Annotated in this window: 20 protein-coding genes and 1 pseudogene; 8 read left to right on the top strand and 13 right to left on the bottom strand. The window is 40.8% G+C overall.

The features are described 5' to 3' along the window. Nucleotides 1–89 precede the first annotated feature (89 nt). From ACM0OW_RS21385 to ACM0OW_RS21365, 5 genes and pseudogenes are all read right to left on the bottom strand, one after another. Nucleotides 90–1,256 carry an FAD-dependent oxidoreductase gene (locus ACM0OW_RS21385; RefSeq protein ID WP_414552150.1) on the bottom strand — a complete coding sequence of 389 codons (1,167 nt, stop codon included), beginning with the start codon at nt 1,254–1,256 and terminating at the stop codon, nt 90–92. Nucleotides 1,257–1,275: 19 nt separating this feature from the next. Further along, nucleotides 1,276–2,574, bottom strand: coding sequence for an FAD-dependent oxidoreductase (locus ACM0OW_RS21380; protein ID WP_414552149.1), 1,299 nt, complete (start codon nt 2,572–2,574; stop codon nt 1,276–1,278). Nucleotides 2,575–2,870: 296 nt separating this feature from the next. Then, nucleotides 2,871–3,473: a hypothetical protein gene (locus tag ACM0OW_RS21375; protein ID WP_414552148.1), complete on the bottom strand. Its 603-nt coding sequence runs from the start codon at nt 3,471–3,473 to the stop codon at nt 2,871–2,873. 120 nt (nt 3,474–3,593) lie between these two features. Beyond that, the gene (locus tag ACM0OW_RS21370; RefSeq protein WP_414552147.1) at nt 3,594–4,877 is read right to left on the bottom strand and encodes a phospholipase D-like domain-containing protein; all 1,284 of its coding nucleotides are present in this window, start codon (nt 4,875–4,877) and stop codon (nt 3,594–3,596) included. Between the two features lie 243 nt (nt 4,878–5,120). Continuing rightward, nucleotides 5,121–5,333, bottom strand: a pseudogene (locus tag ACM0OW_RS21365) (type II toxin-antitoxin system HicB family antitoxin). Between the two features lie 285 nt (nt 5,334–5,618). On the opposite strand from ACM0OW_RS21365, the gene ACM0OW_RS21360 reads away from it, so the two are divergent. Continuing rightward, nucleotides 5,619–5,852, top strand: a complete 234-nt coding sequence (locus ACM0OW_RS21360) for a hypothetical protein (RefSeq protein WP_414552146.1) — start codon at nt 5,619–5,621, stop codon at nt 5,850–5,852. 6 nt (nt 5,853–5,858) lie between these two features. Continuing rightward, complete coding sequence (locus tag ACM0OW_RS21355) at nt 5,859–6,257, top strand: type II toxin-antitoxin system VapC family toxin (protein WP_414552145.1); 399 nt, start codon at nt 5,859–5,861, stop codon at nt 6,255–6,257. Between the two features lie 29 nt (nt 6,258–6,286). Here ACM0OW_RS21355 and ACM0OW_RS21350 read toward each other — a convergent pair whose 3' ends face one another. Beyond that, a complete protein-coding gene (locus ACM0OW_RS21350) occupies nt 6,287–6,499 on the bottom strand; it encodes a type II toxin-antitoxin system HicB family antitoxin (RefSeq protein ID WP_414552144.1) in 213 nt (70 codons plus the stop codon). Here ACM0OW_RS21350 and ACM0OW_RS21345 point away from each other — a divergent pair. Both ACM0OW_RS21345 and ACM0OW_RS21340 read left to right on the top strand, forming a co-directional pair. After that, complete coding sequence (locus tag ACM0OW_RS21345; protein ID WP_414552143.1) at nt 6,488–6,664, top strand: hypothetical protein; 177 nt, start codon at nt 6,488–6,490, stop codon at nt 6,662–6,664. The two genes, ACM0OW_RS21350 and ACM0OW_RS21345, sit on opposite strands and share 12 nt — an antisense overlap. A 102-nt stretch (nt 6,665–6,766) precedes the next feature. Further along, nucleotides 6,767–6,988, top strand: a complete 222-nt coding sequence (locus tag ACM0OW_RS21340) for a hypothetical protein (protein ID WP_414552142.1) — start codon at nt 6,767–6,769, stop codon at nt 6,986–6,988. Nucleotides 6,989–7,230: 242 nt separating this feature from the next. Here the strand turns inward: ACM0OW_RS21340 and ACM0OW_RS21335 are convergent, their stop codons facing one another. From ACM0OW_RS21335 to ACM0OW_RS21325, 3 genes are read right to left on the bottom strand one after another with little or no spacing between them, the layout of a single operon-like run. Continuing rightward, nucleotides 7,231–7,566, bottom strand: a complete 336-nt coding sequence (locus ACM0OW_RS21335) for a XisI protein (protein WP_414552141.1) — start codon at nt 7,564–7,566, stop codon at nt 7,231–7,233. Further along, the gene (locus ACM0OW_RS21330) at nt 7,554–7,973 is read right to left on the bottom strand and encodes a XisH family protein (RefSeq protein ID WP_414552140.1); all 420 of its coding nucleotides are present in this window, start codon (nt 7,971–7,973) and stop codon (nt 7,554–7,556) included. The genes ACM0OW_RS21335 and ACM0OW_RS21330 overlap by 13 nt, the downstream gene beginning before the upstream one ends. Nucleotides 7,974–8,009: 36 nt before the next feature. Further along, complete coding sequence (locus ACM0OW_RS21325; RefSeq protein ID WP_414552139.1) at nt 8,010–8,159, bottom strand: hypothetical protein; 150 nt, start codon at nt 8,157–8,159, stop codon at nt 8,010–8,012. A 57-nt stretch (nt 8,160–8,216) separates the two neighbouring features. On the opposite strand from ACM0OW_RS21325, the gene ACM0OW_RS21320 reads away from it, so the two are divergent. Beyond that, nucleotides 8,217–8,438 (top strand): hypothetical protein, encoded by a 222-nt coding sequence (locus ACM0OW_RS21320; RefSeq protein WP_089093321.1) that lies wholly within the window; start codon nt 8,217–8,219, stop codon nt 8,436–8,438. Nucleotides 8,439–8,720: 282 nt separating this feature from the next. Here the strand turns inward: ACM0OW_RS21320 and ACM0OW_RS21315 are convergent, their stop codons facing one another. Further along, nucleotides 8,721–8,873, bottom strand: coding sequence for a hypothetical protein (locus ACM0OW_RS21315; protein ID WP_414552138.1), 153 nt, complete (start codon nt 8,871–8,873; stop codon nt 8,721–8,723). Between the two features lie 227 nt (nt 8,874–9,100). Here ACM0OW_RS21315 and ACM0OW_RS21310 point away from each other — a divergent pair, with 227 nt between their 5' ends. After that, entirely contained in the window at nt 9,101–10,153 is a 1,053-nt protein-coding gene (locus ACM0OW_RS21310) for a hypothetical protein (protein WP_414552137.1), read from the top strand. A 174-nt stretch (nt 10,154–10,327) separates the two neighbouring features. Here the strand turns inward: ACM0OW_RS21310 and ACM0OW_RS21305 are convergent, their stop codons facing one another. Continuing rightward, on the bottom strand, nt 10,328–10,903 hold the full coding sequence (locus ACM0OW_RS21305) for a Uma2 family endonuclease (RefSeq protein WP_414552136.1): 576 nt from the start codon (nt 10,901–10,903) through the stop codon (nt 10,328–10,330). Nucleotides 10,904–11,081: 178 nt separating this feature from the next. Beyond that, entirely contained in the window at nt 11,082–15,068 is a 3,987-nt protein-coding gene (locus tag ACM0OW_RS21300) for a magnesium chelatase subunit H (protein WP_414552135.1), read from the bottom strand. A 446-nt stretch (nt 15,069–15,514) separates the two neighbouring features. On the opposite strand from ACM0OW_RS21300, the gene ACM0OW_RS21295 reads away from it, so the two are divergent. Next, the gene (locus tag ACM0OW_RS21295; protein ID WP_414552134.1) at nt 15,515–16,753 is read left to right on the top strand and encodes a lipid-A-disaccharide synthase; all 1,239 of its coding nucleotides are present in this window, start codon (nt 15,515–15,517) and stop codon (nt 16,751–16,753) included. A gap of 192 nt (nt 16,754–16,945) precedes the next feature. Here ACM0OW_RS21295 and ACM0OW_RS21290 read toward each other — a convergent pair whose 3' ends face one another. Further along, nucleotides 16,946–17,332, bottom strand: a complete 387-nt coding sequence (locus ACM0OW_RS21290) for a hypothetical protein (protein ID WP_414552133.1) — start codon at nt 17,330–17,332, stop codon at nt 16,946–16,948. 225 nt (nt 17,333–17,557) lie between these two features. Between ACM0OW_RS21290 and ACM0OW_RS21285 the strand changes: the two genes are divergently transcribed. Next, nucleotides 17,558–18,658 (top strand): TRAP transporter substrate-binding protein, encoded by a 1,101-nt coding sequence (locus ACM0OW_RS21285; RefSeq protein ID WP_414552132.1) that lies wholly within the window; start codon nt 17,558–17,560, stop codon nt 18,656–18,658. Nucleotides 18,659–18,883 lie beyond the last annotated feature (225 nt).

Raw genomic sequence — 18,883 nt, 5'->3', positions numbered from 1 at the left:
CTCACCATCTTGACTAAAAACTACGGGTCTCAACCTAGACGAGGTTTATTTGGTGAATTTGAGGTTCCTCTATTACTTGTTGTTGATTTTTAAGAGTAATTTACCACAAAAGGTTTATAGTCGTAGAGCCACTCTTCAAACTCAGCATCACTCACCTGTGCTTGCTGCATCATTTTACTCAGATAGGTTTCGCTATCGGCTTTATAAGCACGCTTCGCGCCGACGGCGTTACGAATCTGGATAATTTGGGTGCGGGGTTTACGACTATTTTCATAATTTGCTAAAGCTGCCGCAATGTTGGGCGCATTATTAAGATATTGGGCTAGTTCCCAGGCATCTTCAAAGGCTGTATTGGCTCCCTGCCCTAATAAGGGTACCATTGGATGGGCAGCATCACCTAAGAGTGTTACTCTGCCTTGACTCCAATTTTCTAGGGGTGGTCTGTCACATATCGGGCGTTCTACAATGTCTTCGGCGTTCGTTGCTGCTAATATTTCTTGTACTGGTTCTGCCCAATCAGAAAATTTTTCTTGGATACGAGACTTAATATCAGCAGGACTTTGGGACAGAAATCCGTCTGGACAGAGGGAAGCTGCACTCCAAAATACATATCTGCCGCCCAAGTCGAAGAACCCGAAAATTTTACCGTCGGATGCTGTCATTGACATGACTTGGTGAGGAAGCAGTTTTGGGTGACTGTATTTGAGAACAGCTCGCCAAGACATCCGACCAGCATAATCAGGCTCTCCGTCACCAATCAATGTCTGCCTAACTACGGAGTTTAACCCATCAGCGCCAATTAACACATCTGCCTGCACTGTTTTTCCACCTTCAAAGCAGATTTGGACTTTTGCCTCATTTTGTTCAAAACTAATGCACCTATGGTCAAGGTGGATGGCTTCAGGCGGTAGTTGAGCAGCGAGGATTTCTTGGAGACGCGACCACCGAATTTGTAACATCGGTTGACCGTATTTTTCCTGTAGGGTTACGGATTTCTGCCCAATCAATTCGCCGTTGCTTTTGTGCAGTTTCAGCTTTTGAGTTTGGCTACCCGCAGCTTTTAATAACTCAGTTATACCAGGTGTAATAGCCTCAAGACTATTTAAACCATTTGGTACAAGGCTTAAACCAGCACCCACTGGACGCAAAAAACGTGCTTTTTCGTAGACTTGGGCATTAATGCCTTGTTTACGCAGTGCTTGAGCTACGGTTAAACCACCAAGTCCTGCCCCGATAATTGCTACTTTATTAACCATGCTTTAAGTATTATCTGTATCAGGTATTCAGCAATTTCTCGTTTGATTTTTTGACTTTGGTTATCCAGTTTTGATATAAATTTAAAATTTCTGAGTAGGAAACTGTGGTTTCAAATATTAGGTCAATTAGCGAATGTGGGAAAATCTTCGGTAACAGTTGGTGCAGAGTTTTGGCAATATATTCTCTCAAAATAAATTCAATAAATAATCCTGTAGATGTTGGAAAAGCATAGTCTCCTAGTTCTACTAAGGCGTAACCATCTGGTTGACGGCGAATAGTAAATTGTTTAAGAGACTCAGCTAAATTATCAGCATACTCGTTCAAAATATGATCAAAAACTTTCGCATCTTCTAGTGCTGCATTACAGCCTTGACCAATTGAAGATGATACCGCATGAGCCGCATCTCCCATAATTAGTACACTATCACCTTGATGATAATGGTTACAGCGAACTGTTAAAATTTTAGCAATTGGTCTGTTGAGGAAAGCTTGCGCTTCTTCTTGCGTCATCATCTGACCAATTTCGGGAAAGTTTTTTTGAAAAAATAGCAATACATCTTGTGTACTAGAAAGACCAGCTATCTGATTGTTTTCGCGGGGAAAATTAATGGCTCCACTCATCGTCCCATCAGCTTGATGTAGAGCTACCATGAGTGTACCGTCTGCTAGTCTCCAAGTGTGAATATTGTCTGATTTGAGGTGAAGACTGGAGTTTTTGCTATTTTCTAAGAAAATCGATTTGTAGTCAGTCGGGTAATACTTTTTTTCACATTCAAAATGTTCTGTACTCTGGAAACCTTCTCTTACCGCAGAATTTGCTCCATCTGTGCCAATTAACAAGTCATAATTAACAGTAAATTCCTGGTTTTTTGGAATACTTTGAAATGAGATAGTTTTTGCAGTAAAATCTACAGAATTGCATTGACAATCAAAATGAATTTTTAGCCGACTTTCATCGTACTTTTGGCTTAATTCTTTTAATAGCACAATTACTAAATTAGTCCGGTCAAGTGTAACTAAAGGAATTTTTCTCGGTGTCAATCTCGACTTACCATTTTGTTGGTGAAAAAGCGTTCCTGTCATTTCTACACTGACTGCTTTGACTGCTGCTTCTAAACCTTCAATTTGTCTCAAAGCACTTATTCCCCTTTCGTTAAGAGATATGGGGAAGGTTCGGGATTTTGAAAAGGAGATAATTCGAGGATCGCTGCGACGCTCGTAAATTTTAATCTGGTATTTGTCGCCACGACGTAAAAGATAGTGAGCCAGCAGAATTCCGCTAGGACCAGCACCAATAATTGCTACTTTTTTGACCATGTTTTTAGGTCTTATGGATGGACAAACTAGAATTTAAAATTTTAAATTAAAATATAAAAGTTTGTCATGAATCTTCAGAAGGATTTAGTAGTAAGCACAAAATCTTTGAGATACAAGAACCTCGTCCCCAAACCCCTCCCCGCAAGCGAGGAGGGGGCTATGATGTACTTCATTCAAGTGCATACCGTTATACAGCTTCTAAATACTCAACTGGTCTACCAAGAACAATTACAAAACTATTCAGAGTTTTACAATCAATTGTATCTTAGTACAATTAATTAAGTCATAGTTTATTTTTAAGCAGCCTCTTCTTGTTTCTTATATAACAGTTGTCCTGACTCTAATTCCGAAGCAATTGGCTGACGACTATTAATGAATGTGTACTGTTCATTAAAGCTACCCGCAGGACGATCTCCAATAATGTAGTGACGTACTGGTATATCTGGACTATTAACAACAACGCGATCAGAAACACGTACTGTTGTATTTGGTGCATTGGGATTTTCTTCTTCAAGTTGAGAAACCACCCAAAGCTCATTGTTTAGGGCATATATACCTTGAATTTCCAGATTGTAACCATTAGAAGGAACCTCAACTTCAGTTGTTATAGTCCGCTCTTTTCGCTCTGCTCCGGGTACATCAACATCAATATAAGGAACTTCAACGGTTTGTTCTTCCTGTATGACAATTACTTTGGGTATTGTAACCGTGCGCTTTGCGACTCCGACCTTCACATCGGGTCCTTCAATATCATATTGTGGTAGTCTTCCGGGTTCTACATTCACATCAGGTAAGCGACCTGCTTGTTCTCGCTCTACTTGACAGGATGCCAAAGGAAGGAGAAGCACAATTAAAGATAAAGGAATGATTTTTTGTAAGATTAAAGGTTTTGATTGCATAATATATCTAAACAACAAAAGAAGCTATCACTCCGTTATCTTCTGATAAAATAGTGCTAATTTGAATCTATCTACAGACCAATATCTATATCTATCTAAGTAGAGGTTTTGAGGATAAATTCATAAATACCAGCGAAACAACAGCGTCATACGTCCAATTAAATGCTCCTGTAAGGAACGATGGCGTAAATCCCTGTTGCTCACCAGCCGACTCTGGGCAAAAGCATCCAGAAAAAATTGTTCCATCTGCTGGAACAAATAGCGATCGCTTGTAGAAATATTTAACTCGTCATTATGAAATAAGCTCCGGGAGTCAAGATTAGCACTACCCAAACTGACCCAATCATCATCTATCAGTAAGCACTTGGCGTGCATCATGCTAGGCTGATATTCATAGATTTCGATGCCCGCTTTTAACAGTTTTGGGTACAATCGCCGAGAAGCATAGCGGACTGGCGGTTTATCATTATGCACTCCCATAGTCAAAATTTTGACATCAATTCCTCTAGATTTTGCTTGCTGCAATATTTTGCAAGAGTTGGGATTAGGTAAAAAATAGGGGCTAGCAATCCAAATCCGCTTTCTCGCAGCTTGCAGTATTGATTCAAACAGAGCGCGAATTCCCGAATCTTGCTGAGTGGGGTCTTCTCCCTTGGTAATTAACAAGGTTTCCTCATGTTCGTGACGCTGAGAAATATTTGCCGAGTTCCAATCTAATGAACCACCCGTGTCTAGCCAGTGTTGGAGAAATATACCTTGGAAACGAGCAACTAAGGAACCTTGAAAACTAACCTCATAATCTAACCAAGGTTGGTTCTTTTCAGTTTCGTCCTTTCCATCCCACAAGTCAGAAACTCCAGCGCCCCCAATCAGGACTATTTCACTGTCCACTATCAGTAACTTACGATGATTGCGTCTAAGGTTAGCGGCGGGAGCTTTCCAAGTGAAAGGATTGAACAGCAGCACTTCCACCCCTGCGGCTTTGAGGGTATGCCAGTATTTTTTTGGTATACTTTTTGCCCCATAATTATCCGCAATTACTTGGACGATAACACCTGCTTGGGCTTTTTTTATTAAAGCTTGAGCAAAATCATCAGCACGTTTTCCGGGGGTGATAATATATGTTTCAAACTGAATAGATTTAGAAGCACTATTGATTACTTCCAGTCGCGCCGCAAAAATATCTGCCGCTTCCCGACAAAATCCGGTAACTTTACCCTGAGTGATAAAGGAATCTGACAGACTAGCAATGGTGACAGGAAAGTTAGCTGTAGTTGGTGAGGGTAAATTCTTAATTTTGTAAAAAATTCGAGAACGGAATACCCCTCGGAAATAGAGAACTATCAAGGTAACGAGAATGAGTAGGCTAATAGGAAAAAATATCCAGATAAATGTTTGACTCATTGCTCATTTTGCCTCATGATGATTACCTATGAGTAAATTATTTGGTTCTGATGAAGGCGACTATAAAAATTATACTTTCCCAATTTCCAAAGAGCGATCGCATGGGGTAAGCCAAGAGCATATTACCAAATAATTGCCATATTCAACACAAAAACATTTAATACCTCTTCACCTGACAGCGTAGGCGGAGATTCCAACACTTCAACCTCTTGTCCTTGTCTATAAATTTACACGTCCTGAGTTTTAAGCAGACATTAAATGCTGTTTTGGTTCAGGAATTTGACGACCTAATGCTTGAGCAGTTTCAATCCATTCTTGCATAATAATTTCCACATTTTGCAGTGCTTCTTGATAAGTTTACCCATCAGCAGCACATCCAGATAATTCTTGAACTTCAGCAATAAAGGTTTGGTTTTGTTCACTCCAATAGAGTATGATTTCATAATGAAGCATTATTTAAACCTCCTAGCTAGGATTGGATAATTACTGCACGAACTTGTTTAACTTGATACGCTTTGGCTTGAGAACCTTTAGTAGGCGTTTATCTTGTTGGCTCACGAGTTATGATATTTTTCCTGAAATGCTTATAATAAAGCAAGCGGTATCTACGGTCAGGTAGACTAAACCCTGGGCTTTTGTTATAATATAAATTATGACTAATGATAGAGATATTCTTAAAAAATCATCATAATTAAGTTGGGATAGCAACTATATAAGGAGAATTTTATCATAGTAAAAATTATGTTGCAATCAATTGAAGGTGTTTACAAACAAGGTAAAGTAGAATTGACAGAATTACCATCGGATATTTCAGAAAGTCGTGTTATTGTAACTTTTTTAGAGCCTAAAAAAAGTTACAAAAAAAAGCAACCAATGCAGTTTGGTGTCTTTTCTGGAAATCAACAGTCAACGGAAGCCGATTTTGAAATTGCTGAATTTGATGGGGATAGCGAAGACAATTTAGATTGGTCATAAGTAATTGTGAAATACGTCATAGATACTCATGCTCTAATTTGGTTTCTCGAAGGTAATTCACGGTTAAGTAGAAATGCTAAAGCCATCCTTTCTCAAGCTGATTCTCAATTGATTATTCCTGCAACTACTTTAGCTAAGGCTGTTTGGGTTGTGGAAAGAGGTAGAACATCTATTCCTGATCCTAAAGATGTAATTTCAGTAGTAGATGCTGACCCCCGTGTGGTAATTTACCCACTTGATAAAGATGTAATTGAAATGACTATGCGCTTATCTGTTATTAATGAAATGCACGATAGGCAAATTGTAGCAACTGCGCTAGTTTTAGCAAGTAAAGGTGAAACTGTGCAGTTATTGACGTGTGACCAAAATATAACTGCGTCGGGTTTAATTGCTATTGTTTGGTAGTTCTTAGATGAAGGCGATACTTTGATAAATTAAGCAGACATCAAGTGCTGTTTTGGTTCAGGAATTTGACGACCTAATGCTTGAACAGTTTCAATCCATTTCTGCATAATAATTTCTACATTTTGCAGTGCTTCTTGATAAGTTTCCCCGTCCGCAGCACATCCAGGTAATTCTGGAACTTCGGCGATAAAGGCTTGGTCTTCTTGACACCAATAGAGTATCATTTCATAATGAAGCATCATTTTAACCTCCTAGCTGCGATCGCACTCTGCATATTATCAAAGCGATCGCCTCTGGTAAGCTTGGCTAATGCACTCTTTGCAAATTTGCCAAAACCATACCACAGGATGATAGTCTGTGTATTGCGATCGCACTCTGCATATTATCAAAGCGATCGCCTCTGGTAAGCTTGGCTAATGTACTCTTTGCAAATCTGCAAAAAGCGTACTCACAGGACGATAATCTGTGTATATTGAAAGTAGGGTAACAGCAATATAAACAGAAAATATATGTCTAATTATCAAGATGTGCTTGAGCAAGCTAAAAACCTTACTCCTGAAGAACAACTAAAGCTAGTTGAAGATTTATCAAGTTCAATTCGTCAACTGGTGACGATGACACCTAAGCCAAAACGCAGCATTCTAGAGTTACGTGGTTTGGGTAAAGACATCTGGAGTGGAATTGACGCTCAGGAATATGTCAATCAGGAACGTGATTCATGGAATGGTTAATTGAATCAATTGATAGGTTGAGTATTTTTTAATGTTGCGATCGCACTCTTCATATTATCAAAGCGATTCCTACGGAGCGCTTCGCTATCGCACAAGTCTTGATCTGCTGGCTTCTATTGTAATCCCAACCAAACCCGCAAAAGCTCATTTTTAGAGTATTGGGGCATAAACATGATCCTCAGCGTTACCCCAAACCCCATCCAGTGATGCAAATTATTCATAATCAATATTAGTTAAGTATTTTAACTCACAGCATATTCTGTAAACTGCCTCATAAAAGGAGACTGAAAACCTAACACAATATCCTCCTTGGAAACTCCAGCAGCTACCAAATTAGCAGCAATATCATCCTCTGTACCATTCCATTGCAGCCAAATTTTTCCACCTTTAATATCAATATGAATGATACAACTATGTACCCAATCTTGACCTTCCCAGCCGACATGAACTATTTGATAATGATCACGTTCTGTATCAAAAATTGTCTCAACTTCTATATTGCCGTAAGCTGGTTTTTGCTCACTATATTCCTGTAATATTTGTTGTACAAGCTGGCGATATCTAGTTAATTTATCCATTTAAAAATCACCTCTTTTTCTACATCGTAGACAAGCATTTTTAACCGATTCTCTGATACCATATCTTTGGGGAAATCAAGTTGAAAAAATGTTTTGTAAGTTGTTAAAGGTACAGCTAAATATAAAACACGCTCCGGTTGTAATCTTCTCAATGCACCTCGATAATTAATAAATTGTCCTAATGCTGTATGAAATTCCGAAATAGCAGACGATTTTTCTAAAAAACTTTTGACTTCGACTGCAATTTTTTGTCCTTCCCGTTCTGCGGATATCAGCTTTTCTGCGGCCAAATCAATAGAAAGATTAACTCCTCCTACACTAATTGTAAGTGGGTCATTAGTAACTTGCCAACCATCTTTTTGTAAAGCTATTTTGACAACTCCATGAAAAATATCTTTAGCTGACATACATACATATCTATAATTATATTGCTTATTCTATAATTACAGTACCAGTAAGCGATACCTTCGGTCAGCTTCGCGATCGCATTCCCACATCCCCAAACGCGAGCGCCTTCGGGAAGCTACGAGATCGCCTCTGGTAAGCTTGGCTAATGTACTCCCCGCAAATTTGCCAAAAGCGTAGATACTCACAGGATGATAGTCTGTGTATATTTAAATTAGGGTGACAGCAATATAAACTGAAAATGTATGTCTAATTATCAAGATGTGCTTGAGCAAGCTAAAAGCCTTACTCCTGAAGAACAACTAAAGCTAGTTGAAGATTTATCAAGTTCAATTCGTCAACTGGTGACGATGACACCTAAGCCAAAACGCAGCATTCTAGAGTTACGTGGTTTGGGTAAAGACATCTGGAGTGGAATTGACGCTCAGGAATATGTCAATCAGGAACGTGATTCATGGAATGGTTAATTGAATCAATTGATAGGTTGAGTATTTTTTAATGTTGCGATCGCACTCTTCATATTATCAAAGCGATAGCCTTCGGTAAGCTACGAAATCGCCTACGGTAAGCTTGGCTAATGCACCCTTTGCAAATTTGCCAAAAGCGTACATACTTTGGCGTTGAATCAATTGATAGGTTGAGTATTTTTTAATGTTGCGATCGCACTCTTTATATTATCAAAGCGATCGCACAAGTCTTGATCTGCTGGCTTCTATTGTAATCCCAACCAAACCCGCAAAAGCTCATTTTTAGAGTATTGGGTCATAAACATCATCCTCAGCGTTATCCCAAACCGCATCCAGTGATGTTTGACTAGCTTGAAGCCAAAATTCAGTTTCATCATCAGGAAGTAGAGTCACTAGCACTCTTGTTCCTTCCGGTAACTGTACTGACTCCAGCATTTCGATCTTTCCTTCCCGAACGGTAGCCCAAAGCGTTTTTAGCATATCCGTTTTCTGAATGCTTATGTTTTTATTTTATGCTTCGATACCTCAGAGAGCGATTTCTACGACGGGCTACGCCTACGCACTCCACACCCCAAAATAGCCCAAAGAGCGATCGCACTTGACTTGATTAATAATGATACTGTCAGACAACACTTTATAAATGCATTATACTAAAAAATATTATGTATCAAGAAAAAATTGTGGATCAAATAGAAACTGCAAGGAAAGCACATAACTCAATTGAAAAATATCAGCGCGGATTGGCATTTGATTTAAAATCTTCACCAATTATTTTAAATAAACCTAAACACCAGATATTACATTCTATCGGTTCAAATTCAGAAGATGAATTATCTATATCCTCATTCATTACATTGGCAGAAGGTGGTATTCCCGAAAATTTTAATTATAAAAACATACAAAGAGCGATTCCTGGTAAACTTTGGAAAGAATGGGGTGATCACGATTTATTAATGGAAGAATTAAAAGTAGGTTGGATTCCCTTACATAAATGGGATAAAATACCATTCTTTCAGCATCATGCAGATATTGAAGGCAATACTCCTACTTATATAAATGCCCTTGAAGTTGCTAAAAATCGTGGTTACTATGTTCCTAAAGAATACTTCTTACAAAATAATCATATTAGTTTTAGTGAATTCCTTGCTTATCGTGCAGCCCATGATTTAATCCTTTACCATAGTAATATATATTTAGGGTATAATGTATTGCGTGATGATTGGAGAGAAAATCTAATATTATTTACTGGGCAGTTTATCATACCCGATCCTGTAAATAAAAATAAGACTCCTTATATTATTGATCAGCTTTGGGTAATTCGTACTTCAAACACACAGGTGAGGTTGATTGGATTAGAAATTGATGGTGAACATCATTTTCAGTCTGAAGAGAATATTTTAAAAGATAGAGAAAGAGATAAAAAACTAGCTGCTATGGGTTATGAAATTTATCATGTAGCAGGATGGTGGTGTCGTATTGATCCAATTCGCGTCATTCATGAATTTTTAGAGTCTGCGGGAATTTTTCCTGATGCTGTTAGTAAACTTAAAGGTTCTAACTGGCAGTCAATTGATGAATATAAATGTGGAATTTGTCACCAACCTATTGTTAGACATAATGATTATTGGTTTAACCAAATACAACATAGAGATTCTATAGTTATCGCTCATGAATCTTGTGCTGAAGAGTATTGGGCTAGGAATTATTATGATTAATTAGAAAATCACCGCTTTACCTACATGATAAAAAACATTTTAATATAAGTTTTTTATCTCAGATTTTTGGTTAAATTGATTGAAAAAATTTTTAATCACTTGTAAAGGTACTGCTAAATACAAAATATACTTTGTATTGTATCCATCTTAATGATATTAGATAAATAATAGCTATTACCAAATCATACCCAAATTCAAAACAAAACCATTTAACACATCTTCCCCTGACACCGTAGCAGGAGACTCCAAAACCTCAACATCTTTTCCTTGTCTATAAATCTCAACTTGCCGAGATTTACGATTAATTAATAAACCTAAACGCACACCATTATCTATATATTCCCTCATCTTGTCCTGTGTAGTCTTCAAACTATCACTAGGAGAAAGTAACTCAATTACAAAATCTGGACAAATGGGAGGAAACTTTTGTTTTTCTTCATCACTTAAAGCATTCCATCTTTCTAACTTTATCCAAGAAGCATCAGGAGAACGATCTGCACCATTAGGCAATTTAAAACAGGTAGAAGAATCAAAAGCTATTCCCGTACCATCAGCATCAGTCCAATTAAATAATTGTTGATTTAGTCTACCATTACGATTTCCCGTTTCTCCTCCCGTTGGTGGCATAATTATTAAATCACCATTTGCTGTTCTTTCAAATCTCAATTCCCGGTTGTTTTGACATAGCTGAAAAAACTGATCATCAGTCATATCTATCACTGATTTTAAATTGACAGTTAAAGCATTCATAGCCATATCCTACTACAATTACAAAAATTCTTATTTCACCCAAATCATGAACTAATAGACCTCTTCCTTTGCTCCTTATTATACCAAATTTCCAACACCTCTCTGCGCCTCTGCGCCTCTGCGTGAAAAAAATCAACTCCTTTAAAAATAGGCAGGTATAAAACCTGCCTATCTAATCCTATTCTATTCCTTCAATGCGGTCTTCCACTTCTTGGTACAACTCGCGCAAACGATCTAAATTGTCCTCGCTAGTCTCCCAATAACCGCGACCATTCATTTCCAACAAAGTGGAAACAATCTTGCGGAAAGAATGGGGGTTGAGATTCATCAACCGTTTTTGCATTTCTTCATCTTTGATGAAGGTTTCGTTGGTATCCTCATAAATCCAGTTATCCACAGCGCCGGCGGTCGCACTCCAACCCGTGGTATTTACCAACCGCTTGGAAAGTTCGCGTACACCTTCGTAACCGTGAGATAACATCCCTTCGTACCATTTGGGATTTAACAATTTGGTACGCGCATCTAAACGCACGGTTTCGGTTAACGATCGCACCTGTGCATTTGCTGTGGTAGTGTCTGCAATATAAGATGCTGGTTTCTTACCATCTTTACGCAGACTTGCTACTAACTTAGTAGGATCTGAGTCAAAGTAGTGGGAAACGTCCGTTAAGCTAATTTCCGAAGAGTCCAGATTTTGGAATGTAGCATCAGCAGTTTTCAAAGAAGTTTCAAACATCTGCCGTGACTCATCCATCACACCGGGGTTATCGGAATTGAAGGAGAATGATTTCCGTCTCAGGTACATTTCCTGCAACTCGGCTTCACTATCCCAAGTGCTGTTTTCTACCGCCAAGTTAATATTTGACGAGTAAGAACCAGAAGCATTAGAGAAAACGCGAGTCGCTGCTTGTCTGAGGTTAATTCCCATTTCCTCAGCTTGTTTCAAAGCGTGTTGGCGAACAAAGTTCATTTCTAAGGGTTCATCAGCCTCAGCTGCCATTTTCACGCCTTGGTCTAGCAGGTTCATTTGGTTGATGAACAAGTCACGGAACACACCAGAACAGTTGATGACTACATCGATTCTGGGTCTTCCTAACTCTTCTAGAGGAATTAACTCTAACTTGTTCACCCGTCCCAAAGCATCGGGAACCGGACGCACACCAATCATCCACATGATTTGTGCCAGGGATTCACCGTAAGTTTTGATGTTATCGGTTCCCCAGAGGACACAGGCGATGGTTTCTGGCCATTTACCCTCATTTTCTGCCTTGTTACGTGCCAATAGCCTGTCTACAACGATTTTGGCTGATTGGATGGCGGCGGCGGTGGGGATTGATTGGGGGTCGAGGGCGTGGATATTCTTACCTGTAGGCAATACATCCGGGTTACGGATGGGATCTCCACCAGGGCCAGGTAAAACATATTCGCCTTCTAAGCCTTGGAGTAATGCGCCGAGTTCGTTATCTGCACAAACTTGTTTCAGGCAGAATTCCAAATACTCAAACACTGGTTTTAAGGCTTCTGGGTCAACTTTGGGATAGCCGGCTTTATGTAAAGCTTCTACCCAAGGTTCTTTTTTACCCATGTTGAAGAAGTTCAACCGGGAAACCAAGGAAACTCTGCCTTCTGCGTCAGTTTGCGCTTTTACCAGTGCGGCTACTGCTTCACGGGTGGCTAAGGTGATGTCTTGTAATAGCTGGACATCTTCTAAATTGCCGAGGTCGCTGCTTTTGTAAATATCGTCGATGTCACGCCCGATGCTGCTGGCAATTATCCGGGGTAAGCTGAGAATTTCTTCTTCTTGACGATCTAAACTACCAATGTTAACTAGGGTAGCTACTGCTTCTTCCGCACTTGGTGGTTTACCAATCACGTGCAACCCGCAGGGTAACAACCTAGATTCAATTTCCATTAACTTCCGGTAGACGCTACCAACAATATGATCTCGCTCATCGGCGGTCATTTCTTTGGCATCGGTTTCTGGTAAGTTAATATCTTTATCCAGGTTGACGATCCGGCATTTATCCATGATCGTGTTGACAATGGGAATGCCGCGCCCACTATCTTTTAAGGTTTGGTATGAAGCGATTAACTCGCTGAGTTCTTTCAAACCTTTATATAACCCGGCGTTTTCTGCGGGTGGTGTCAGGTAGGAAATTGTTTCAGCATAACTGCGGCGTTTGGCAATTGTCGCTTCACTGGGGTTATTAGCTGCATAGTAATACAGGTTGGGAATTGAACCAATTAAGTTATCTGGGTAACAGTCTCCAGACATCCCCATCTGTTTACCTGGCATGAATTCTAAGGAACCATGTGTACCAAAGTGCAGTACTGCATCTGCGCCCCAAATTTGCTCTAAGTACGTGTAGTACGCTGCAAAACCGTGGTGAGGACTAGCTGAACGGGAGAACAATAGCCGCATCGGGTCGCCTTCATAACCAAATGTGGGCTGTACGCCGATGAAGACGTTACCAAATTGTTTACCGTAAATCAGCAGGTTCTGCCCATCGCTGTTGAGGTTTCCGGGAGGTGGTCCCCAGTTTTCTTCTAGGCGTTGGGAGTAGGGGGTGAGTGCTTCATACTCTGGGACTGACATCTTGTAGGCGATGTTCAGTTCTGGGCTGGAATACTGTGCCTGGGCATCGTGGATGACTTGTTCCATTAACGCTTGGGCGCTTTCGGGAACGTCTTGCACGTCGTAGCCGTTGTTTCTTAGCCCTTTTAATACTTCAAATATGGAACCGAATACATCTAAGTAAGCTGCGGTTCCGACGTTGCCTTTATCTGGGGGGAAACTGAATACTGTGATGGCAACTTTTTTGTCGAGTTTGGGCTTGCGGCGCAGGTTAGCCCATTTTAATGCTCTTTGGGCTATGGATTCTACTCGATCTTGCAGTGCGATCGCTTTCCCTGTTGTCCCATCTCTACCTGATAAAATTATCGGCTCAATGGCTCCATCCAACTCAGGAATAGCAATTTGCAAAGCTACTTGAATGGGATGTAAACCCAAGTCGCTATCCATCCACTCTTCTGTGGTTTGGAAGACTAAGGGCAACGCTACCATATAAGGACGATTCAGGCGTTTGAGTGATTCAATAGCCTTGGGATGGTCTTGTCTAGCTGGTCCACCGACTAAGGCAAAGCCAGTCAACGAAATCACTGCATCAATCAGTGTTGCGTTGGTGGTCGGTTCATAGAAGTAAGCATCCACGGGTTTGGAAAAATCCAATCCCCCAGCAAATACAGGAATTACTTTGGCTCCAAGTGATTCCAATTCCTGGACAATGGCGACATAATGTGCATCATCACCTGTAACTAGGTGCGTGCGTTGTAATACTAAACCGACACAAGGAGCTAAGGGATCTTTTAGATCACTAGAAATATCCTTGCGGGCGGTGTACCAATTCAGGTATTCTTTTATATCCTCAAACATGGTAGTCGCCAAAGGATGCCAAATTCCCATATCGGGATAGACAACTGGCGCTTCATAAGTGGGAGATGGAAAATTTTGCTTGTCTACATCTTTTAATACATATTTATCAGCTAGCATCAGCAAGAAATTTTCCAGGTTTTCTGGTGAACCTCCCAGCCAATACTGAAAACTGAGCATGAAATTTCGTGCGTCCTGTGCCTTTTCCATGGGCAAGAACTTTAATACTTGGGGCAGAGTCCGCAGCAGTTTGAGCATTCCATCTTGGAATCCTGCTCCGGATTTTTCCTTGCGCTTCCGCATAAATTGAGCGATGACACTCTTCGATTGTCCCAATTGTGCCAAGGAAAAAGTCCCCATTTTGTTGAGGCGCATGACTTCTGGCATGGATGGGAAAACAACCGAAACATCTAGGTGATGGCGGTGTGGTTCTACGGCTGTAACTACTTTTTGTGCTAAGTCTTCTATGAAAATAAGTGAGGCGATAAAGATGTTAGCAGTCTCCATTTCCCGTTTGAACTCTTCGTAGTTCTCTGGATCTCGGAGTTCCTCGATCAAGTACCCACTGATTTCAATCGCCAGATTGGGATTGTTCGAGTTTATCGTGCTAACAGCTTGCGACAATGCACTTTGATACTGGGACTCAAGCACGACATAGACCACCTTGATTAAATTACGTCCGCGTAAGTTATCAGGCGCAATATGTCTAATGGTGGACTTGACGTGTGTGAACATGCAGATTGGCTCCTTTGATGTTCTCTAAACAGAAGCTCTCAGCGACATCTGCCGCCAGAGTTACTTCTTTGTGATCGGCAATATTAATTTTTTATCAGAAAAACCTTACTCTTTGTGCGTTTCGTGGTCTAGATGACACAAATCGATATAAAAAAATAAATATTTCTTTGTAAAACTTGACAAATATGAAAAGTGTTTACTCATATTTATGTAACAATTTTGTAATATTTTGGTAATTATGATTTGGGGAATGGGGAATGGGAATATGGGAATATGACTAATAAAACCTAACCCCCTTGCCTAGTAGGGAAGCTACGGTGTACACACAAGTCGGTAAATTCTCTTTTGTGTCATAAGACCCCACCCCTAGCCCCTCCCCGCAAGCGAGGAGGGGAACTAGTTTTCCACATAGCGTGAAAAGTCAAATAACCAATGACTAATGACCAATGACTAAACCAGTTGATATTGTGATTCTCTCGAATGGCCCTGGTGAGGTGACAACTTGGGTGCGTCCTGTTGTTAAGGCTTTACGGCAAGAACTGGGAGATGATCCTGCTGTGGTGAGGATTTCTGTGGTTTTGTCTCCTTGTCCAAATGCTACGGGTAAGGAAGGGGCGATCGCTCTTTCATATCCAGAAGTAGACAGGGTACAATCAGCAGAGCATTTTTGGCAGTTTCTCCTGTGGGGTAAGACTTTTGAGAATTGGGAATGGCGCGATCGCGGTGTGGTAGTTTTCTTAGGTGGTGATCAAATTTTTCCCGTAGTCATTGGCAAAAAATTGGGATATCGCACAGTAGTTTACGCTGAATGGGATGCACGTTGGCATCATTGGATTGACCGTTTTGGCGTAATGCAGGCTAAAGTTGCTGCCAAAGTTTCCCCAAAATATGCTCACAAATTTACGGTTGTGGGGGATTTGATGCTGGACGTTTCAGACGTTTCAGACGCGATGAATCGCGTCTCTACAAGTGAAATAATTGGTTTACTTCCGGGGTCGAAAGCTGCAAAATTAGCCCAAGGTGTACCATTATCTTTGGCTATTGCTGAATATATTCACGCCAGAAGACCTGAAATCAGATTTGTGATTCCCGTTGCGCCAACATTGGATTTACAAACTTTAGCGAGTTTTGCCGATACACATAAGAATCCTTTTGTCAATATATTTGGGGGTTTGTCGGCGACTTTAGTTGAATCTGAGCATCCCGTGCTGAAAACTGAAACGGGTTTGTGTTTGGAATTGTGCAGAGAAAATCCCGCCCACGAATTATTATCTCAATGTACTATCTGTTTAACCACCGTAGGCGCAAACACGGCTGAACTCGGTGCTTTAGCTGTGCCGATGATTGTTTTAATACCGACACAACAACTTGATGCGATGCGTTCTTGGGATGGTTTGCCGGGATTATTAGCTAATTTACCTGGGGTGGGTTCTAGCTTTGCTAAGGTAATTAACTCGCTGGTGTTGAGTCGCAAAGGTTTATTAGCATGGCCAAATATCTGGGCGAAAGAGGAGATTGTCCCAGAACTGGTGGGCAAACTCCAGCCGCAAGAGGTGGCAGAAATGGTTTTGGACTTTTTGGATCATCCAGAGAAGTTAGAAGCAATTAGGGTGAAATTACGCAGTGTTAGGGGAGAAAGCGGTGCAGCCCAAAAGTTAGCAGGTTTAGTGAGTGATGTTTTGTAAGTTAGCCTTGGCGATTAGAAGTCGCGGCTACACAAACGAAACCCACCTACGTGGGTTTAAAAGCGAATTATATTCGTCTAATTTCTATCAGCCCTGGCGACTAGAAGTCGCGGCTACACAGACGAAACCCACCTACGTGGGTTTAAAAGCGAATTCATTCGCCTAAAATTTTTAAATCTTTTAATGTAGGGTTTAATCGGGAAAACTGGCGTTCTGTCGTCCCAGTTCGTAAATACCAGAAATAATACAAGCCATGATCCCGAAGCTGATTCCCCAACTGCGTCCTAAACTAATTTCTATTAGCCAGTTGGATAAAGCGCCAGTTACCAGAAAAGGCACAATACTAAATAGGGAAGCATAAAAAGCGTTTTGGGATTCTCTTGCTTCCCGTGTCTTTTCAAATTCGGTTTGGCTGGTGTAAAGCGATCGCTCGGCAAAATTAAACCACCGATTCAGCTGCTCAATAATTTTTTCACGGAGTGACGAAAAAGCGAAGTATAGTGCCAATGACCACACACTCGCACCAGCGATCGCTACCGTGCTTACCTCAAAACGGAAAGGAAAAATTTCAGTGATCATAGCTTGGGGATATTCTGCAAACGGCTAATTTAAATTGACCTTTTAAGCAATTTTAAGCATAAAACCTTGCAGAATTTCCTTGACTTGCCAATAAAATACAGAATCTCTGGTCAGCAGAAAGCTAGTTTCTGGTAATGCATAGTCATTTACCAGAATTGGTTATTCTATCCGAATGCAAAAAACTGGTAAATTACCGTATCACCTCAAAATTGAGTACCAAGCATCATGAAACGTCGAAAAATTCTCAACACAGCTGCGATCGCCACTGCAACTGCTGTAACATTAGGTTCCTGTGCGCGTACCCAAACCGCCGCTAACGTGCAAACTGGACAGCCCAATGTCCGATGGCGAATGGCAACTAGCTGGCCTAAATCTCTAGGGATTTTTAGTGGTGCAGATATAGTTGCCAAGCGAGTTAAAGAAATGACCAATGGACGTTTCAACATTACCCCCTTTGCCGCCGGGGAATTAGTTCCGGGGTTGCAAGTCATGGACGCTGTGCAAGCGGGAACCGTAGAATGCGGACACACAGCCGGTTATTATTACATTGGCAAAAACTTAGCTTTAGCCTTTGCCACCTCCGTACCCTTCGGGTTAAACGCCCAACAGCAGAACGCTTGGCTGTATCACGGTGGGGGACTAGAAATAATGCGAAAAATTTATAGCGACTTTAATATTATTAACTTTCCAGCTGGTAACACCGGGGCGCAGATGGGAGGATGGTTTAAAAGAGAAATTAACACTGTTGCCGACCTCCAAGGTTTAAAAATGCGTATCCCCGGAATTGGGGGACAAGTCATATCTCGTATGGGTGTGCAAGTGCAAGTGATTCCTGGAGGCGAAATTTTCTTAGCACTAGATCGGGGTGCAATTGATGCAGCTGAGTGGGTAGGCCCTTATGATGATGAGAAACTTGGTTTAAACAAAGCCGCCCAATTTTACTATTATCCAGGTTGGTGGGAACCAGGCCCCACATTAGAAGTATTGGTTAACCGTAGTGCTTGGGACAAATTACCTCCAGAATACCAAGCCATCTTTAAAACAGCGACTCATGAAGCCAACATAAATATGCTCACTGAATATGATGCCTTGAATGGTCAAGCACTTTCGAGGTTGATCGCCGGCGAGACGAAATTAGTTTCTTTCAGCCCAGAAATTATGCAAGCAGCGCAAAAAGCCTCCTTTGAATTTTTAGAAGAAAATGCCAGTAAAGATGCAACTTTCAAAGAAGTTTACGAACAGTGGAAAGGCTTCCGTAAACAAGTTTTCGACTGGAACCGTGTAAATGAATTGAGTTATGCCAATTTTGCGATGTTGAATAGTTAGGAAGTGGGTAGGGGCGGGTTAACAGATATCATTAAACAAAGAAGGCGGACAGGATGCCCACCCCACAATATTAATAAACCCGCCCCTACTGGAGAATGCTACGGTGTACACACATCCTGGAGCAAAGAGATTTTCCAGTCCTAAAAACAAGATTTCCGCTTAAATCTTGTTCCCCTCCTCGCTTGCCTACGGTGTACACACAAGTGATCTGATCCCCCTAAATCC

The organism is Anabaena sp. CCY 0017 (genome assembly GCF_963920885.1).
In the GTDB taxonomy this organism is placed as follows: domain Bacteria; phylum Cyanobacteriota; class Cyanobacteriia; order Cyanobacteriales; family Nostocaceae; genus Nodularia.
The sequence above is the reverse complement of the archived record's forward strand: the minus strand, read 5'-3'. Positions and strand labels throughout refer to the sequence as shown.

Bases quoted from the DNA above. Each gene is read 5' to 3' on its own strand.
- ACM0OW_RS21385 (WP_414552150.1), bottom strand. From the start codon at position 1,256: ATGGTTAATAAAGTAGCAATTATCGGGGCAGGACTTGGTGGTTTAACC.
- ACM0OW_RS21380 (WP_414552149.1), bottom strand. From the start codon at position 2,574: ATGGTCAAAAAAGTAGCAATTATTGGTGCTGGTCCTAGCGGAATTCTG.
- ACM0OW_RS21375 (WP_414552148.1), bottom strand. From the start codon at position 3,473: ATGCAATCAAAACCTTTAATCTTACAAAAAATCATTCCTTTATCTTTA.
- ACM0OW_RS21370 (WP_414552147.1), bottom strand. From the start codon at position 4,877: ATGAGTCAAACATTTATCTGGATATTTTTTCCTATTAGCCTACTCATT.
- ACM0OW_RS21360 (WP_414552146.1), top strand. From the start codon at position 5,619: ATGTTGCAATCAATTGAAGGTGTTTACAAACAAGGTAAAGTAGAATTG.
- ACM0OW_RS21345 (WP_414552143.1), top strand. From the start codon at position 6,488: ATGAAGCATCATTTTAACCTCCTAGCTGCGATCGCACTCTGCATATTA.
- ACM0OW_RS21350 (WP_414552144.1), bottom strand. From the start codon at position 6,499: ATGATGCTTCATTATGAAATGATACTCTATTGGTGTCAAGAAGACCAA.
- ACM0OW_RS21340 (WP_414552142.1), top strand. From the start codon at position 6,767: ATGTCTAATTATCAAGATGTGCTTGAGCAAGCTAAAAACCTTACTCCT.
- ACM0OW_RS21335 (WP_414552141.1), bottom strand. From the start codon at position 7,566: ATGGATAAATTAACTAGATATCGCCAGCTTGTACAACAAATATTACAG.
- ACM0OW_RS21330 (WP_414552140.1), bottom strand. From the start codon at position 7,973: ATGTCAGCTAAAGATATTTTTCATGGAGTTGTCAAAATAGCTTTACAA.
- ACM0OW_RS21320 (WP_089093321.1), top strand. From the start codon at position 8,217: ATGTCTAATTATCAAGATGTGCTTGAGCAAGCTAAAAGCCTTACTCCT.
- ACM0OW_RS21315 (WP_414552138.1), bottom strand. From the start codon at position 8,873: ATGCTGGAGTCAGTACAGTTACCGGAAGGAACAAGAGTGCTAGTGACT.
- ACM0OW_RS21310 (WP_414552137.1), top strand. From the start codon at position 9,101: ATGTATCAAGAAAAAATTGTGGATCAAATAGAAACTGCAAGGAAAGCA.
- ACM0OW_RS21305 (WP_414552136.1), bottom strand. From the start codon at position 10,903: ATGAATGCTTTAACTGTCAATTTAAAATCAGTGATAGATATGACTGAT.
- ACM0OW_RS21300 (WP_414552135.1), bottom strand. From the start codon at position 15,068: ATGTTCACACACGTCAAGTCCACCATTAGACATATTGCGCCTGATAAC.
- ACM0OW_RS21295 (WP_414552134.1), top strand. From the start codon at position 15,515: ATGACTAAACCAGTTGATATTGTGATTCTCTCGAATGGCCCTGGTGAG.
- ACM0OW_RS21290 (WP_414552133.1), bottom strand. From the start codon at position 17,332: ATGATCACTGAAATTTTTCCTTTCCGTTTTGAGGTAAGCACGGTAGCG.
- ACM0OW_RS21285 (WP_414552132.1), top strand. From the start codon at position 17,558: ATGAAACGTCGAAAAATTCTCAACACAGCTGCGATCGCCACTGCAACT.